Annotated in this window: 15 protein-coding genes; 5 read left to right on the plus strand and 10 right to left on the minus strand. The window is 61.9% G+C overall.

Annotation, left to right across the window (positions count from 1 at the left end; translation table 11 throughout):
• Positions 1–223: 223 nt before the first annotated feature.
• From NCR40_RS03810 to NCR40_RS03830, 5 genes are all read right to left on the minus strand, one after another.
• Entirely contained in the window at positions 224–1,339 is a 1,116-nt protein-coding gene (locus tag NCR40_RS03810) for a porin (RefSeq protein WP_250508769.1), read from the minus strand.
• A gap of 291 nt (positions 1,340–1,630) precedes the next feature.
• Entirely contained in the window at positions 1,631–2,800 is a 1,170-nt protein-coding gene (locus tag NCR40_RS03815) for a porin (RefSeq protein WP_244827992.1), read from the minus strand.
• Positions 2,801–3,340: 540 nt separating this feature from the next.
• On the minus strand, positions 3,341–4,120 hold the full coding sequence (locus tag NCR40_RS03820) for an ABC transporter ATP-binding protein (protein WP_284503036.1): 780 nt from the start codon (positions 4,118–4,120) through the stop codon (positions 3,341–3,343).
• Positions 4,121–4,149: 29 nt separating this feature from the next.
• Entirely contained in the window at positions 4,150–4,863 is a 714-nt protein-coding gene (locus tag NCR40_RS03825; RefSeq protein WP_244827436.1) for an ABC transporter permease, read from the minus strand.
• A gap of 35 nt (positions 4,864–4,898) precedes the next feature.
• Positions 4,899–5,585, minus strand: a complete 687-nt coding sequence (locus tag NCR40_RS03830) for an ABC transporter permease (protein ID WP_244827437.1) — start codon at positions 5,583–5,585, stop codon at positions 4,899–4,901.
• Positions 5,586–5,952: 367 nt separating this feature from the next.
• Between NCR40_RS03830 and NCR40_RS03835 the strand changes: the two genes are divergently transcribed.
• Positions 5,953–6,651 (plus strand): pirin family protein, encoded by a 699-nt coding sequence (locus tag NCR40_RS03835; protein ID WP_250508766.1) that lies wholly within the window; start codon positions 5,953–5,955, stop codon positions 6,649–6,651.
• Between the two features lie 247 nt (positions 6,652–6,898).
• Here NCR40_RS03835 and NCR40_RS03840 read toward each other — a convergent pair whose 3' ends face one another.
• Positions 6,899–7,510 (minus strand): Spy/CpxP family protein refolding chaperone, encoded by a 612-nt coding sequence (locus NCR40_RS03840; RefSeq protein ID WP_244827439.1) that lies wholly within the window; start codon positions 7,508–7,510, stop codon positions 6,899–6,901.
• Positions 7,511–7,760: 250 nt separating this feature from the next.
• Between NCR40_RS03840 and NCR40_RS03845 the strand changes: the two genes are divergently transcribed.
• Together NCR40_RS03845 and NCR40_RS03850 are read left to right on the plus strand one after the other, a co-directional pair.
• A complete protein-coding gene (locus NCR40_RS03845) occupies positions 7,761–8,483 on the plus strand; it encodes a response regulator (protein ID WP_244827440.1) in 723 nt (240 codons plus the stop codon).
• On the plus strand, positions 8,467–9,810 hold the full coding sequence (locus NCR40_RS03850) for an ATP-binding protein (RefSeq protein WP_250508767.1): 1,344 nt from the start codon (positions 8,467–8,469) through the stop codon (positions 9,808–9,810). Before NCR40_RS03845 ends, NCR40_RS03850 begins: the two co-directional genes overlap by 17 nt.
• 277 nt (positions 9,811–10,087) lie before the next feature.
• Here NCR40_RS03850 and NCR40_RS03855 read toward each other — a convergent pair whose 3' ends face one another.
• Together NCR40_RS03855 and NCR40_RS03860 are read right to left on the minus strand one after the other, a co-directional pair.
• Positions 10,088–10,351, minus strand: a complete 264-nt coding sequence (locus NCR40_RS03855; RefSeq protein ID WP_244827442.1) for a double-stranded DNA-specific endonuclease — start codon at positions 10,349–10,351, stop codon at positions 10,088–10,090.
• A 98-nt stretch (positions 10,352–10,449) separates the two neighbouring features.
• Positions 10,450–12,135, minus strand: a complete 1,686-nt coding sequence (locus NCR40_RS03860) for a sensor domain-containing diguanylate cyclase (protein WP_250508768.1) — start codon at positions 12,133–12,135, stop codon at positions 10,450–10,452.
• A 721-nt stretch (positions 12,136–12,856) separates the two neighbouring features.
• Between NCR40_RS03860 and NCR40_RS03865 the strand changes: the two genes are divergently transcribed.
• Both NCR40_RS03865 and NCR40_RS03870 read left to right on the plus strand, forming a co-directional pair.
• The gene (locus tag NCR40_RS03865) at positions 12,857–14,608 is read left to right on the plus strand and encodes an ABC transporter permease (protein WP_244827444.1); all 1,752 of its coding nucleotides are present in this window, start codon (positions 12,857–12,859) and stop codon (positions 14,606–14,608) included.
• A gap of 12 nt (positions 14,609–14,620) precedes the next feature.
• Positions 14,621–16,000: an ABC transporter ATP-binding protein gene (locus NCR40_RS03870; protein ID WP_244827445.1), complete on the plus strand. Its 1,380-nt coding sequence runs from the start codon at positions 14,621–14,623 to the stop codon at positions 15,998–16,000.
• Positions 16,001–16,314: 314 nt separating this feature from the next.
• Here the strand turns inward: NCR40_RS03870 and NCR40_RS03875 are convergent, their stop codons facing one another.
• Entirely contained in the window at positions 16,315–16,839 is a 525-nt protein-coding gene (locus NCR40_RS03875) for a hypothetical protein (protein ID WP_244827446.1), read from the minus strand.
• Positions 16,836–17,339, minus strand: a complete 504-nt coding sequence (locus NCR40_RS03880) for a hypothetical protein (RefSeq protein ID WP_250508770.1) — start codon at positions 17,337–17,339, stop codon at positions 16,836–16,838. Before NCR40_RS03880 ends, NCR40_RS03875 begins: the two co-directional genes overlap by 4 nt.
• Between the last annotated feature and the right edge of the window lie 139 nt (positions 17,340–17,478).

Below are 17,478 nucleotides of genomic sequence, written 5' to 3' on the forward strand. Positions count from 1 at the left end.
CCCCAAAAGTTGGACATCGATCCAGCCTTTGGGGTGTTTTTCATGGAGGCGCTTTTTCGTATGCGGCTTTGTCGGCTTGACGCTGCGAACTCCATTTTCAAAAGCGTCGCGAGGCTAGCCGAAGCGCTCGCAACGCGGTGTCACATACAAGACGATGTAAGGCTAGCTCGCCTCTCCAGGACGATGCGATGCTTTTTTACGGCACCGCATCTCAGCTTTTCACTCAAAACGAGTGCTGAATTCCCGCATACACGCCAGTTTGACTGCGCCCGGGCAGCGGGTTGTCCGTTCCAGGCGACGACCCGAAGTCGTTGGCATTCAATCCGTAGTTCGCTGTTTTACTGTTGCGCACGGTGGCCACTTGCAGATCGAGCAACGTGCGTTTGGACAAGCTATACGAGCCGCCCAGCGAATACATGGTCGCATTGCCCGCACCGTTGTTGCCGTTCACGTGATACACCGCCCCGATCAACGCCGCGGCTGGCGTGGCTTGCCACGTCACACCGCCCCATTCGTGATCGAGCGTGGTCGGCTGACCGGGCAACTGGCCCGTCATGCCCGACGAACGGATTGCCTGATACGCGCCCTGAATCTTGAACTGGCCGAGGAACACGTTGACCATCGCCGTGTACTCGCGCGAGTAGGAGTAGACGCCGTTGCTGTCCGCGTAACTTCCGCCAAGCGTGCCGTTAGCCGGATTGCGGATTTCATCGTACAGACCGCGAATCTGGAAGAGCGGGGCCGTATAGGTGATCGCGGCACCGGCCTCACGTCCCTGCTTCGTCGAACCGTTGCCGTTCCAGCTAGTGGCGTTCGACAGCGCGTACTGGCCGTAAAAGTCGAAACCCGCGATCTTCGGCGACTGATACGAAACGTTGTTGCTCGATTGCGGCCAGTTGCGACTGCGCACCAACGATGCCGACGACCAGTTCGACTGGCCGAACGGATCGAAGTCCCACACGCTGTTCGAGATGAACAGTTCGCGGCCGAGCAGGAAGGTGCCGTATCGATCGTTCTCGACGCCGACAGTCGCCCAGCGATTAAAGATGCCGGCGGTCGAACCCGACCCGTTCATGGTGTTGAAGCTGCCTTCCAGATGGAACACGGCGCGATTGCCGCCGCCGAGATCCTCTGCGCCCTTCATACCCCACAGGCTCGTGCCCCAGTCGCCGCTTTCGGCCCTGAAGCGATTGGCCGATCCCGTTCCGGCGGCGTTTTGCACGCCGTTCATATATTCGAGGCCCGCGTCCAGACGGCCAAACAGCGTGACACTGCTCTGCGCGAAACTCACGGCGCTGAATGACAACAAGGCGGCAGCCGCGATCAAAGACTTCTTCATCATCCCCCAACACTCCTTTTTGAATTCAAACTACAGAACCGAGCAACCGATCCTCACCTGTTGCATGAAGATCAATCGTCAGATGTTTGAATTTTGAAGGAGAACTACTTTTTTCGAATCCAGCTTTTTGTCGTTTTGTTTGTCAATCTGATACTTAATGTCGCGAAGGCGAGCGCATTCATCGCCCCAATAAAAAACGGTGCGATACCCTTTCGGGCACCGCACCGATACGCGCCTCTCGCAGCAGCGTGAAAACTCGATGAAGCTTTTTTCTTTGTTCAGCCTCGTTGCTTAGAACGAGTGCTGGATGCCTGCATACACGCCAGTCTGGCTGTGTCCCGGCAGCGGATTGTCCGTTGCCGTTCCCGTGCCGTAGTTGTTGGCATTCAGACCGTAATTCGCGGCCTTGCTGTTTTGCGCCGTTGCCACCTGGATGTCCAGCAAGGTGCGCTTGGACAGGTTGTACGAGCCGCCGATCGTGTAGATGTTCGCGTTGCCGGCGCCGTTGTTGCCGTTCACGTGATACACCGCCGCGATAAGGGCTGCGGCCGGCGTGGCTTGCCACGTCACACCACCCCATTCGTGGTCGAGCGTGGTCGGCTGGCCGGGCAACTGTCCCGTCATGCCGGACGAGCGGATAGCCTGGTAAGCGCCCTGGATCTTGAACTGACCGAGGAACACGTTGAACATCGCCGTGTACTCGCGCGAGTAAGCGTAGACGCCGTTGCCGTTGCTCTGATCCGCGTTTGCCGCGCCGCCGTTGACCGCGTTGTACGCGCCGCCCAGCAGACCGTTGCCCGGGTTGCGGATTTCATCGTACATACCGCGAATCTGGAACAGAGGCGTCGTGTAGGTGATGTAAGCACCACCTTCGCGGCCTTGCGGCGTCGTGCCGTTACCGTTGAAGTTCGTCGCGTTCGACAGCGCGTACTGACCGTAGAAGTCAAAGCCCGCGAACTTCGGCGATTGGTACGAAATGTTGTTGCTCGATTGCGGCCAGTTACGACCACGCACCAGCGATGCCGACGACCAGTTCGACTGGCCGAACGGATCGAAGTCCCACACGCCGTTCGCGATGAACAGTTCGCGGCCCAGCAAGAGCGTACCGAACTGGTTGTTGGCGACACCGACGGTTGCCCAGCGATTGAAGATGCCGTTGTTGCCCGGGCCCTGACCCGTCATGGTGTTGAAGCTGCCTTCCAACTGGAACACGGCGCGATAGCCGCCACCCAGATCTTCGACGCCCTTCATACCCCACAAGCTCGTGCCCCAGTCGCCGCTTTCCGCGCGGAAACGGTGGGTGGAACCGGTGGCCTGGCCTCCGGGACCTGTGCCTGTCGGCACGCCGTTCATATATTCAAGCCCTGCGTCCAGGCGACCATACAGCGTCACGCTGCTTTGAGCCTGAGCCACCGCGCTGAACGTCAGCAGTGCTGCTGCCGCGAGCAAAGCTTTCTTCATCATCTCCTCCAACCCTGTCAATAAATGGAACCCAAGTGCTGCCGTGTGGTTCGATGCGAGCGCATCCAACCGGAAATCGTTTTTGGAGGAAGGACACGCAAGGGCGATGATCCTCGTGGGCGAGTCGCGCTTCGTGTGCGCGATGCCGACGCCGATCCGTCGATGGGCGTCTGCCTCCGTTTTCTTATCTTTTGAAGTAAAACTACTTTTTTTGCGGTTCGTTTTGTTACTTTGAGTAGCAATCTATCAAAATACGTCATGAGCGCCAAAGAAAATTGACGATCTGCAAAGGATTGTGTCAAAAACGCAATGCCAATGTGGTAGGTGTACTACCCATAGCTTGGGAAATCGCCCGCAAAGCCTTGTGGCATAAGGCTTCAGTTGTGGAGCGCGTCTGGAGTCGGGTTTCACGCCTATTGACGGACGTGGACGGCAGCGCTAGTGCGAGAAAAGCTTACCGATAAGGCATGACCCGCTTGGCGAGGGCGAAAAAAAAGCGCCTCGCGGGCGCTTTTAGAAAGAAAGGGAAGGGGAAAGGACTTACTTGAGACTGCCAGATAGAAACTGCTTGAGCCGCTCGCTCTTCGGGCTGCCGAACACGATATCCGGCTGGCCTTCCTCCTCGATGCGCCCTTGATGCAGAAACACCACGTGATTCGACACATTGCGCGCGAAAGCCATTTCGTGCGTTACGACGACCATCGTGCGGCCTTCCTCGGCAAGCGTCTGCATCACCTTCAACACTTCGCCTACGAGTTCCGGATCGAGCGCGGAAGTGGGTTCGTCGAAGAGCATGACATCGGGATGCATGGCAAGCGCCCGCGCAATCGCCACACGCTGCTGCTGGCCGCCCGACAAATGCGACGGATACTGCTTCTCCACGCGCGGCGCGAGGCCGACCTTCTCCAGATAAGTCCGCGCGCGATCCTCCGCTTCCTTCTTCGTGAGCCCGAGCACGTGCACCGGCGCTTCCATGACGTTCTCGAGCACGTTCATGTGCGACCACAGGTTGAAGTGCTGAAACACCATCGAAAGCTTGGAGCGCATTTCGCGCAACTGATTCTGGTCGGCTACCTTCAGCGCGCCGTGCTTGTCCTTCAGCGTGCGCAGCTCGGCGCCATCGACGAAAATGCGCCCCTGATTAGGCTGTTCAAGGAAGTTGATACAGCGCAGCATCGTGCTTTTGCCGGAACCCGACGAGCCGATGATGCTGATGACATCGCCCGCATTCGCCTTGAGGGAAACGCCTTTGAGCACTTCATTGCTGCCGTACTGCTTGTGGATGTCGTCGACGAAAAGCTTGTGCATCTTGGAATTCATGAACGGGTCCTTGCGGCTCAACAGCCCACTTATTTGCCTTGAGGCCGCAGGTACGCGAGCCAGCGATACTCGGCGCGGCGAAAGAGCCACACGAGCGCGAACGAAATGACGAGATAGAGCAGGGCCGCAATGCCGAACGCCTCGAACGACTGATACGTCGCCGAGTTCACATCGCGGGCAATCTTGAGAATGTCCGGCACGGTCGCCGTGAACGCGACGGTGGTCGCGTGCAGCATGAGGATCACCTCGTTGCTGTAGTACGGCAGCGCGCGGCGCAGCGCCGAAGGCAAGATCACTCGCCGATACAGCGTGAACGACGACATGCCATACGCGCGCGCGGCCTCGATCTCACCGTAGGGCGTCGCCTTGATCGCGCCGGCGAAAATTTCCGTGGTGTACGCGCAGGTATTGAGCGTGAAGGCGAGCAGCGTGCAGTTCATGCCGCTCTTGAAAAAGTCGGCGAGCAGCATGTGATCGCGCACGACCTGCAGGCTGTATAGGCCCGTGTAGCAGAGCAGCAACTGCACATAGAGCGGCGTGCCGCGAAACACGTACGTATACAGCCACACCGAACGCGAGAGCAATTTGTTCTTCGAGACGCGCGCAACCGACAGCGGTATCGAAAGACAAAAGCCGAGGCCGATGGAGATGACCAGCAGCCACATCGTGATCGCGAGACCGGTGATGCGGTAGCCGTCTGTGAAGAGGTAGTTCTTCCAGTATTCCTGGATGATTTGGATCATGGATTCCGCCGTTCTTTTTTAACCGACAGGCTCTATCAGAGGTCAGCCTTGCGCACGCCGATGGAATAGCGCCGTTCGAGCCAGATCAGCACGAAATTGGAGATCGTGGTGATGGCCAAGTAGATCGCGCCGGCGAGCAGCGTGAAGAAGAAGAAACGCATCGTGCCCTTGCCGGCGTCCTGCGAGGCCTTGACGACATCCGCGAGACCGATGATCGACACGAGCGCAGTCGCCTTGACCATCACCTGCCAGTTATTGCCGATGCCGGGCAGGGCGAAGCGCATCATCTGCGGAAACATGATGCGCGTGAACGTCTGCCAGGGCGTCATACCGTAAGCCGCACCCGCTTCGAGCTGGCCGCGCGGCACCGAGAGAAACGCGCCGCGAAACGTCTCCGTGAAATACGCGCCGTAGATGAACCCGAGCACGAGAATGCCGGCCAGGAATGGATCGATATCGATTTGATCCCAACCGAGGGCATCCGTCAGCAGATTCAGCCAGATCTGGATGCTGTAGAAGAGCAGCAGCATGAGCACGAGATCGGGCACGCCGCGAATCAAGGTCGTGTAGACGGTGCCGACGCCCGAGGCGATTCGATTCTTCGACAGCTTCGCCGCCGCGCCGATCAGCCCGATCACGAAGGCGAACGCGAGCGACAACACCGCCAGCTTGACGGTCTGCCAGGTGCCCGCGAGGATCAGCGGACCGTAGCCTTGCAACATGGTGGTTCCTTGTAAAGGTGCCCGACGTGCCGGAAACTGCGAACGTGACGCGCGCCGCGCGCGGGGTTCGGGCTCCGGGAGATGACGCCTTTGGTGCGCGTATTCTAGGTGGCCAAAATTGGCGGTCGCCGTTGGCGGACGCCGAAAGACGCGCCTTCACGGGCTTTCCCGACCGGCTCTGGCCACAGGGCCGCCTGAAAAGCGCGGTATTTTACCCGAAGCCGGAAGATGCGCGGGTGAGAAGCGGAGGCATCCGATTACCCTCATGCGCGAGACGGTGTAGTGCCCGCGTGCCCGTTGTTTGACGGGGTGGACACCCTTACATTCTGTCCATCGCATTTCAACGTATTCAACGGGAGCACACATCATGTTCGAGATTCGCCGCAGCAGTGAACGCGGTCACGCCAACCACGGCTGGCTCGACTCGTACCACAGCTTCTCCTTTGCCGACTACCACGATCCGGAGCACGTCCACTTCGGCGCGTTGCGCGTGATCAACGAAGATCGCGTCGCGGGCGGACAGGGTTTCGGGACGCACGGGCATCGGGATATGGAGATCGTGAGCTACGTGCTGGAAGGCGCGCTGGCGCACCGCGACAGCATGGGCAACGGTTCGACCATCCGCCCGGGCGACGTGCAACGCATGAGTGCGGGAACGGGCGTGCGGCATAGCGAGTACAACGGTTCGCCCAGCGAGACGGCCCACTTTCTGCAAATCTGGATCATTCCGGATGCACAAGGCAACGCACCGGGCTACGAAGAAAAGCGTTTCGGCGATGAGGAAAAGCGCGGCCGTCTGCGTGTGATCGCCTCGCCGCAAGGCGATGAAGGCTCCGTAAAAATCGGCGCTGATGCGCGCATCTTCGCGGGCCTTTTCGACGGCGCCGAGCGCGTGGACTTCGATGTTCCCGCTGGCCGGCGCGTGTACGTGCACGTGGCGCGCGGCGCGGTTTTGGTGAACGGCGAAGCGCTGAAAGCAGGCGATGCCGCGAAGATCGAGGATGTGTCGAAAGTCACGGTCGAAGGCGGTGAAGGCGCGGAAGTGCTGTTGTTCGATCTGGCGTGAGGTCGAAGAAGGGTGATCGGGCGCTGCAGATGCTTCGCGCGGACGTTGAGTGCCGGAGAGCCGTAGAGCAGAAGATCCATGCAACGCAAAGCCGCGAAGCGCCCAAAGCGCCTCGCGGTTTTTTTTCAACGTGCAACACCGCGTCTCAAGCTAAGAGCAGCATGATGCTGCCAGCTCGCGCGAACGCAGAGCTTGAACATAAGCGCCCGCCGTCCGTATCACGACGGCGGGCATCGCTCCACGAAACTCAGGGCTTCGTCGTACCCGAAGCGCCAGCCGGCGCGCCGGCGCCCGGGCCGCCGTGCTGACCATCGCGCTTGCCCCAGCGTTCGTGCATCTTGTGCTCGTGCTCGCGCATCTTCGCAAAGTGCTTCTTGAGCGCCGTGCTCACAGTGGTCTTCTGCTGATCGTTGAGCGAGTTATAGAAGTTGAGCCATGCGGTCGTGGTGCCTTCGCGCAACTGCTGGTTCTGCTGCTCGATCTTCTGATGCGCCGCGTTCATGGCGTTCAGGTCGAGAATCGGCTGCTGCTCCAGCGACTTCATCTGCTCGTGCATCTGACGGTGGCTCTCGCGCATCGCCTGACGGTTCTGCTTCATGGTGTCCTGCGCGGTCTGCCAGAGCTTTTCCTGATCTGCGTTGAGCTTGAGCTGACTATGAAGCTGCTCCATCTGCTTCTTCATGCGCTCTTCCATGCGATGACCGCCAGGGCCACCAGGACCACCGGGGCCACCCATCATGGCGGGACCGCCGGGCGGCGGCGCGGGAGGCGCGTCGCTGGTGGCGGCATAAGCCGTGGCGCCGAATGTCAGTGCAATTGCAGTGGCGGCGGCAGTAAGAATGCGATATTGCTTGCCCATTGTGAGACTCCCTGATTGATTGTCGATGCCGAAACGTCGAAGCCGCTTGCGACGGTATTTCCGAGAAGGTCGTCCAGGCTTTTGCGCTTGTCGGTGAGACACAGCGTAGAGGCTTGCGCCGCGTGGCGTGTTACGACACGGTCGCTGCTTATTACGCAGGTTTACGCGATGCTTTCGCGGTAACACCCCGTAACCCTTTACGGCATCCTTGCGGGCAAACGGTTACGTCTCACGCGCTAAACTTCAGCCCATGACTACGCAAATACTTGTCGTCGACGACGACGCCGAACTGCGCGACCTTCTGCGCGACTATCTGGTCCGGCAGGGCATCGAGGTTTCGGTGCTGCACGACGCCGGTTCGCTGGAACGCCGGCTGGAGCGCGAGCGCCCCGATCTGATCGTGCTCGACTTGATGATGCCGGGCGTCGACGGCCTGACCGCGCTCAGAAAGCTGCGCGCATCGGGCGACGACATCCCCGTCATCATGCTGACCGCGCGCGCGGACGACGTGGACCGCATCGTCGGTCTCGAACTCGGCGCGGACGATTACCTCGGCAAGCCGTTCAATCCGCGCGAATTGCTTGCCCGCGTGCAAGCCGTGCTGCGCCGCCGCCGCACCATTCCATCGGCCGCGCCGGAACAGCGCGAGCCGTATTCGTTCGGGCGCTTCAGGCTCGACTTCCAGTCGCGCACGCTGCAACAGGACGACAGGCCGATCACCTTGTCCGGCAGCGAATTCGCGCTTCTGAAGATTTTCGTCAACAACCCTATGCGCACACTGACGCGCGAGCGTCTGCTCGAACTGCTGCACGGGCCGGAATACGACGGCACCGACCGTGGTATCGACGTGCAGGTGTGGCGTCTGCGGCGCATTCTGGAAAGCGATCCATCCGCGCCGCGTTTCATTCAGACGGTGCGCGGGCGCGGCTACGTGTTCGTGCCGGACGGCGAGCAAAATGCGCCGGGCAATTGACACGCTGTTCGGGCGGCTGGTCGTCATCGTCATCGGCATGCTGGTGCTGTCGCATGTCGCTTGGTTCGCCATCATCCGCTTCGAGCGCGACAACGTGCAGACGCGTTTTGCCGTCGAGGAAACCGCATTTCTCGTCGATGCCGTGCGTCAGCACATGGCCAACACACCCGATCAACCCTTGCCGCCGCGCGTGCGCATCTTTCCGCTCAACAGCCCGGAAGTGCCCCGAACGCCCGACGAAGACACGCCGCCGCCGCTCGCTCATTTCATCGAAGACCTGAAAGACCGTCTGCCGGATGGCACCGATGTTCGCCTGAACGAACCCGGCGCGCCGCCCAGCGTGTGGGTGCATGGCGCGAAGGACGCCGGCTGGATCGTCGTGCCGGTGCAGCCGTTGCGGCCGCCGCGCTCGCGCGACCGCATGCTGCTGTGGCTCGCGCTTATTTTCTCGACCGCCGTGCTCGCCGCGCTCTTCGGCGCATGGCAGTTGCAATATCCGTTGCGCTCGCTGGCGCAAGCGGTCGGGCGTTTCGGTCGCGGTCAGCCGACGCCGCCCGTTCCCGAACGCGGCCCGCGTGAGCTGCGGCAACTGACGCACGGCTTTAATCAGATGGTGCGTGAAGTCTCGCAAACCGAGAACGATCGCGCGGTGATGCTCGCAGGCGTCGCGCACGATCTGAAGACACCGCTCGCGCGTTTGCGTCTACGCGCCGAGATGATGGACGACGCCAAGGTGCGTGATGGCGTAGTGCGCGATGTCGATTCCATGGCGCATATCGTCGATCAGTTCCTGGTGTTCGCGCACGACCGGCCAGATGGCAGCGAGCCCGTTTCGGTCGATCAGCAGTGCGAGAAGATCGCGCGGACGTATCGCGCGGTGTCGCCGACCGCGGAAGCGGTTCGGCTCGACCTGGAAGCCGGGCCGAATTTCGTGCTGCCCGCGGCAACGCTCGACCGGCTCTTGTCGAATCTCCTCGATAACGCGCATGCCTACGGCGCGGCGCCCATCGTCATTGCGACCCGGCGCGCGGCAAAGGGCTGGGTGCTAACCGTCTCGGATCACGGCAAGGGCATCGCGCCGGACGATCTCATCAAGGCGAGCCGGCCGTTCGTGCGGCTCGATCCGGCGCGCGGCGGCAGCGGACATAGCGGCCTTGGACTGGCTATCGTCGAACGGCTCGCACGGCGCGCGGGTGGGGAATGCGAGGTCGGCAATCAGCCTGCGGGCGGGTTGCAGGTGGTCATGACCTTCCCGTTCGATGTCGCCACGCAGCCGACGAGCGAAAGGCGCGTGGGAGCGCAGCATGAGGAGCGTGCTTCTCTTTGAACCGCGCACGTCGGCTTTCGTCGCGCTGAAAACAAAACGCCTCCGCATCGAAACGGAGGCGTTTTGTTTTGCGCCAATGTCTATGGAACGATGTTTCAGTGTCGGGCCGTGTTCGTGTGTAGCTCGAAGTAGGCCAGACGATGCTCAACGTCCGAAGCGTTGAACCTGCATCGAGAAAGCAAAATCGCCTCCGAATCAAAGTCCGGAGGCGTCTTTACTAAACCCGCGTCAATGGAACAACGTTTCAAGGCCAGGCGGCATTAATCCATGCCCCACGTCAATCAAACAACGTTTCCAGCGCCGAGGCCGCTTCACTATCCACGGTGTTGTAAGTCACCGTCGAAGCCTCGAAGATGTAATGCGTGGTGTACTTGCCAAGCCGAGCGAGAATTTCCTCCTGAATGACTTCCGGCGCAAGCGCGATCTTCAGAAACCACGTGGTCGAAGAAAGGCGCGTCTGGAACGAGCCGTACTCGGCCAGCAATTGGTCGAACGTTTCAGCGTCCTGATCGCGGCACACGATGACCAGATTTCCCTTCATGCATTTCTCCCGTGACGGCGGCGTCATTCGATATCGAACGTCGATGATACCTGCCCGCCGTCGAGCGCGACGAGATGCCTTCCCAAGCCATGCCGCGCTTACTTGCCCATCAGCGAGTTCTCGGGATAGCGCGCGGGCGGCGGGGCATCGGCCGGGCGCACTTCGCTGCGGTCGCGACCACGCGATTTCGCCTCGTAGAGCGCGAGATCGGCGCGAGAGAGAATCCATTCGAGCGCATCGTCGGCAGCGAGTTCGGTAATCCCGATGCTTACCGACAACACCGCCTCGTCGGGAAGATGCGCGCAATGCTCGTGATGAAAGCGCTTGCGCAGCCGCTCCAGCACGGCCTGCGCGTCCGCCAGCGCGGTCTGCGGCAGCAGGATGCCGAATTCCTCGCCGCCGAGCCGGCCGACTGCATCGCTCGGACGCAACTGCGCGCGGCACACTTCGGCGAAGTGTTCGAGCGCGCGGTCGCCGGACGCGTGTCCGTAACGGTCGTTGATCTGCTTGAAGTGGTCGAGGTCCGCGATGGCGAGCGACAACGGCGTGCCGACCGAGCGCGCGAGTTCCACTTCGTGGCGCAGCGTGTCGAGAAAGTAGCGGCGCGAGAGGGCGCCGGTGAGCGCGTCGTGGCGCGCTTCGGCCGACAAGAGCGTATTGGCCGATTGCAACTGCTCGGCGAGATCGCGCGTCGCGCGATGCAGACGGCGCTCGCGTGAATACGAGACGGCGATCACGATAGCGAGTGTCACGACGCCGAGCATCGTCAGGAACACCAGCACGCGGTCGCGGCTGTGGTTGCGGCTGATCTCAGGCCAGCTCGTGAGCGGATGGACGATGTGCGCCGACAGCCCCGAATTCAGCCCGGTGCGCTCGTCGTAAAGCGCGGGCACGCTGCTGCCGTTGGTCGCATAAAAGGTTTCCGCGAGCGTCGGCGCGAGCCAGTGCTCGGCCGCGCGCATCTGATCGCCGACATGCGCGACGCGCAACGGCGGAAAGTCCTCGCGCCGGTAATGTTCGAGCCGCTCGCGCGGCGTCATTTGGGCGACGGGCGCATCGGGCATGGCCTGATACTCGAGCGCGCCGTCGTGCGCCATCACCACGACGCCGTTTTCATCGGTGACGAAGGTGCCGGCCCGCGACACCCAATGCCGCAACCGGTCGATGCTCACCTTGGCGATCACCGCGCCCACGAGGATGCCGTCGTCGTAGATCGGCGCGGCGATGTAGATGCCCGGATCGCCCGAAAGCCGCCCGACGCCGTACATCTCGACGAAGCCGCCGAGCAGCGCCCGCGCGACATAGCCGCGCGCGCTCATCTTGTAGCCGATGAAACTGTTGTCGTCCGCCGAATTGCTCGATGCAATGCAGTAGCCCTGATCGTTGATGAGCCAGATGGAATCGAGGCCGGAGAAGCCCTGCGCGTCGTGGAGGAAGCGGTTGACCTTCGCGAGATTGGGGCGCGCGGTCCATTCGGCGCGCCGTTCGCTTTCCGAGCCCGCGGGGTTCGAGGCATAATCCCGCGATTGCGCGAGCGCATGCTGCATGAGCTCGACCTGTGCGAGCGTGGCGGGAATGGCGCGCGACATCGCGAGATCGCTTGCGATGACCTGCGCCATGTTGTCGACGATGGATGCCGCCATTTGTCGTTCGGTGCGCACCGTGCCCGTCATTTCCTGCTGTACCATTCGGTCCGACAGCAAGCCGGCCGCGATCCAGCACGCAAGGCCGAGCAGCGCGAGTCCGAGGAGCGCGATCAGTCGGTGCAGGAGGGTCTTGTTCATCGCGTTCTCGGCTACGCTGGCTTACGCCGCGCGCGGATTCAAGCGAGAACAGCCGGGCAGACGGGCGTTCGGCTTCGGGGCGGCGTAGTGCATTGCATCGGCGCTCATTATTGTTAGTGATAGCCACGATTGGACGATGTTTTTCGCCGCCCAGCAAGCGCCTTGTCTCCACAGACGGCGTCTACCCAACACAGGGTAAGCACGGGCGGTTCGGTTCTTGCGTTATGTGTTGCCTTCGTCGCTGCTCAAACGCACTCCCGGCGTGGTTTTGGTCGGCCTGCTCGTCGGCTTGGGGCAGAGGTTAAGTCAAAAGAAAGCCAGACCATTCAAAATGCGGATGCGACGGCGGCCAAGCCTTTATTTTGCCTCCGTGGCGCCGAAGAGCAAATAGAAACATCACACGAATGACGTGCCTGAGCGCCGAAAGATTGTGACTGTCACGAAACTTGGTGTAGTGTCGCTCGGTTCCGCACAGCCGGTACGCACTGGTTAAAGAGTGACGGCTGCCTGACGTTATCCATTTGCTGGTTTTCTGTGTCGTCTGTCAGCTTTTGGACGGGCAGATACGTTGAGCATGCGGGTAGCGCGACGGATTCCACGAGAGTCGACGATCAGGCAGTCATCGATCACGAAGGCGTCTTGCCCGCGCGACGGCTTGCCGTCATGAGCACTATCCCGCGCCTTGCGCGGTTGGAACAAAGCCTTACGGGGAGGGCGTTGCATGGAATTTGGTTTCAATCTGAACCGCACGGCGAACGCGTCGGTATGGCGGATCTTGCCCAATCGCTGGGACTTCGTCGCGTTCCCGATGATCATCTGCATCATCGCGCTTGCCGCTGTCGGTTTCCACGAGACGCTCGCGCCTATTTCCACCCTGCAGACGCAGGCGATCTCGCTCGACCCCGGCAATCTCCCCGAATACGCGCTGCGCACGACCTTGCGCATGCTGCTCGCCATGGTCGCCTCGCTCATCTTCACGCTGGTTTATGGCACGCTCGCGGCGAAGAGCCGGCGCGCGTCGGTCGTGCTGGTGCCGGTGCTCGACATCCTGCAATCGGTGCCGGTGCTCGGCTACATCTCGTTTACCGTCACGTTCTTTCTCGCGCTTTTTCCCGGGCGCGTGATCGGCGCGGAGTGTGCCGCGATTTTCGCCATCTTCACGAGCCAGGCGTGGAACATGACCTTCAGCTTCTACCAGTCGCTGCGCACGGTGCCGCGCGATCTGGATGAAGTCTCGCGCGGCTTTCACCTCACCAACTGGCAGCGCTTCTGGAAGCTCGAAGTGCCGTTCTCCATGCCCGGCCTCATCTGGAACATGATGATGTCGATGTCGGGCGGCTGGTTCTTCGTCGTCGCCTCCGAGGCCATCACGGTGGGCAATCGGAGCATCGTGCTGCCGGGTATCGGCGCGTATCTGGCCGCGGCGATCGGCGAGCGCAATCTCTCCGCGATCGGTTGGGTGATTCTGGCGATGACCGTCGTTATCCTTGCCTACGATCAACTGATGTTCCGTCCGCTTGTCGCGTGGGCAGACAAATTCCGCATGGAGAACACGAGCTCGGGCAACGCGCCGGAATCGTGGCTGCTCGATCTGATTCGCCGCACGCGGCTGATCCACCGGTTGCTGGTGCCGGCCGGATGGCTGTTCGCGAAGGCCGCGCGCTTCCCGATTCGTCTGCCGTCGCTGCAAGGCGTGAAGCTGCCGTTGCGCGCCACCGTGCCGTCCACGCGCACCGGCGATATCGCCTGGGGCGCGGCGGTGCTGCTCGTCACGGCGTTCGTCACGTGGAAGGTGGTCTCGTTCGTGTCGACGGGCGTCGGCTGGAGCGATGTCGGTCACGTGTTCGTGCTCGGCTTCATCACGCTGATTCGCGTGGTCGTGCTGATCGGCATTGCGTCGGTGGTGTGGGTGCCGGTCGGCGTGCTGATCGGGTTGCGCCCCGCGCTCGCCGAGAAGATGCAGCCCGTCGCGCAGTTTCTCGCGGCGTTTCCGGCGAACCTGCTGTTTCCGGTGTTCGTCGTCGCCATCGTGCGCTGGCATCTGAACCCGGATATCTGGCTTTCGCCGTTGATCGTGCTCGGAACGCAGTGGTATATCCTCTTCAACGTGATTGCCGGGGCATCGGCGTATCCGAACGATTACCGCGAGGCCGCGGCCAACTTCCAGATTCGCGGTTGGCAATGGTGGAAAAAGGCCATGCTGCCGGGCATCTTCCCGTACTACATCACCGGCGCGATCACGGCATCGGGCGGCGCGTGGAACGCGAGCATCGTCGCGGAGGCGGTGTCGTGGGGCAAGACGAGCGTCGTCGCGCACGGGCTCGGCGCGTATATCGCGCAGACCACTGCGGATGGCGACTATCCGAAGATCATCCTGGGCATTGCCGTGATGTCGCTTTTCGTCACGCTGTTCAACCGATTGTTGTGGCGCCCGCTGTACGCCTACGCCGAAGCAAGACTTCGACTGGATTGAGGACGAGTTCCGATGCAGAACACCAAGAACACGCAAAACCCCAACACGCCGGGCGCATCGCGCACGACGGGCACGCCGGCGCCCAGCGTGCCCGGCACGCCGCCGCGCCTGGGCGCGGAAATCCTGCGCGTGCAGAACGTGAGCCGCGGATTCAACAAGACCCAGGGCGAACTGCTCGTGCTCGACGACGCCAACCTCTCGCTGCGCGAAGGCGAGATCGTCGGTCTGCTCGGACGTTCGGGCTCGGGTAAATCGACGCTGTTGCGCATCATCGCCGGACTGATCGAGCCGACTGCCGGCGACGTCACTTATTTGAACGAGCCCTTGCGCGGACCGGCGAAGGGCGTCGCGATGGTGTTCCAGACGTTCGCGCTGTTCCCGTGGCTGACCGTCATGCAAAACGTGGAAGCGGGTCTGGAAGCGCAGGGCGTGGCGGCGCGCGAGCGGCGCGAACGGGCGTTGGCGGCCATCGACCTGATCGGGCTGGACGGTTTCGAGAATGCTTATCCGCGCGAATTGTCGGGCGGCATGCGGCAGCGCGTGGGTTTTGCGCGCGCGCTCGTCGTCGATCCGACTTTGCTGCTCATGGACGAGCCATTTTCCGCGCTCGACGTGCTGACCGCCGAGAACTTGCGTACCGACTTGCTCGACTTGTGGACGCAAGGGCGCATGCCGATCAAGTCGGTGCTGATCGTCACGCACAACATCGAGGAAGCGGTGTTCATGTGCGACCGCATTCTGGTGCTGTCGTCGAATCCGGGCCGCGTAATGGCCGAGATCAAGGTGCCGTTCAAGCATCCGCGCAATCGTCTGGACCCGGCGTTCCGGCGTCTCGTCGACGACATTTACGCGAAGATGACCGCGCGGCAACTGGATGAATCGAAGAAGAAGGGACTCGAGCTCGGAAGCTGGCTGCCGTCGGTGTCGACCAATCTGATGGCGGGTCTCATCGAAACGCTCGCGGCGGAGCCGTATCACGGTCGCGCGGACATGCCGGAAATCGCGCGCACGCTGCATCTGGAGGTCGATGAACTCTTTCCGGTAGCCGAAGTGCTGCAGCATCTCGGTTTCGCCGACGTGCGCGAAGGCGATATTTTCCTGACGCCGCAGGCGCGCGTGTTCGCCGAATTCGGCACGCAGGAACGCAAGATGATGTTCGCCGAGCATCTGCTGCGGCACGTGCCGCTGGCGGCGCGGATCAAGAAGGTGTTGAACGAGCGGCCGGGGCATCGCGCGCCGCGCGTGCGCTTCGAGCAGGAACTGGAAGACTTCCTCTCCGACAAGGCCGCGCAGGAAACGCTGGATGCGGTCATCGACTGGGGTCGTTATGGCGAGATCTTCTCTTACAACGATCAAACGGAGATGCTGAGTCTGGAAGACGTGGAGGCTTGAGGCGGTGGTTTTTGCGGGAAAGGCGCGGTGACCGGTCAGGACGCCGCGTTTTTCTTTGGGGCTTTGATCATGACGTCGTGCTGGAGGCAAGTGAGAACGCTGAAGGTCGAGGCAAGGAGAAGCGAGTACTCGTCACGCCGTTTTCGAAAGTAGCAGGCGCACGGCAACGGTCAACGAACGGCGCGGCAGGCTCGCACTGCACTGGCCCGCCAACATCAAGCCATCGCCAGAATGGAAGCCAACAAAAAAGCGCGGACTCGCCGCGCTTCTTGTTCGAAGCCTCTAAGCAAAAAAGCGGTTCGGCTGTCTCCCGCCTACTGTAGATTTCCCCACCGCTCGACCGCCGGTTCCGCCGAAGCCCACTTCCATCCCTCGGTTTGCTGACACGCCGTCGCGATGAACCAGTCTTCATGCGAACTCGGATCGTCGCCATCCGCCACGGAGAACGCGAATTCCTTGCAGCTCGCAAGCGCGCTCTTGACCTCGCGCAGCACTCGCACCTGGCCGTGGCCATTTTCCACCGGCAAGGTGTGCTTGACCTTCCAGGGTCGCGTCTCGCCGATGTCCGACATGCCCGCCGTCACCGCAATGGCAACCTGTTGATCCTGATGCAGAGACTTCGTCACGCGCTTCACGACTTCGTCGGTCGCGGCCTGCACCGCAATGCCGACGCCCAGGCCGATAGCCGGATTGGTCGTCACCGCGCCCGTCGCCACGCCCGCGAGCGCACCGCTTGCCGCGCCAATCGACGCGCAGCCGCTCATCGCGACGCACGCCGCCGCGAAAGCCGCGATGCAGCCAAGGCGCAGCGTCATGGATACCGCCACGCGCTCCGTCATTGCAGCGAGCCCCAACGCGGCGTCGCCGGCTCGGCCGATGCCCACTTCCACTTGTCGCCGTCGCGGCACACGGATGCCACGTAGAACGCGCTGTCGGCGGGACGGTCCTTGGTCGCGTCGCGATCGACGGAGAAGACGATTTCCTTGCAGTCGAGCGTACCGCTGCTGATCTGGCGGCTCACTGTCACGCGGCCTTTCTCGTCGTCTTCGATAGGCACCGAATGCACCGAGATCCACGGCGCCACCGAGCCGACGTCGAGCGGGCCGGCGACCGACGCGATCTTGTCCTGCGTGTCCGTATGCACGATGCGCTGCGAGTACTGCACGCCCGCGCGCGCCGCCGCCACCGCGCCAAGACCGATACCCGTGGCGACCGCCGCGTTGCTCGTCACCTTGCCCGCGATAGCCGCACCGGCGATACCGGCGCCAGCCGTCGCGCCTTCGCTATAGAGGGAATTGCAGCCGCTGAGACCCACGCAGGCGATAGCGCCCGACACGATCGCGGCAAGCGCGGCGGCGGGCGTTGCCCGCCCAATAAACCAGTTCTTGAATTTTGTTGTTTTCTAAGTCTTCCCCCGCGCCCTGTGCCAGGCAGCGCAAATCCATTAGGAATATCCCCCAGAGCTCCGCCCCCTAATA

The sequence above is a fragment of the Caballeronia sp. GACF4 genome (genome assembly GCF_023631025.1).
Classification (GTDB): domain Bacteria; phylum Pseudomonadota; class Gammaproteobacteria; order Burkholderiales; family Burkholderiaceae; genus Caballeronia.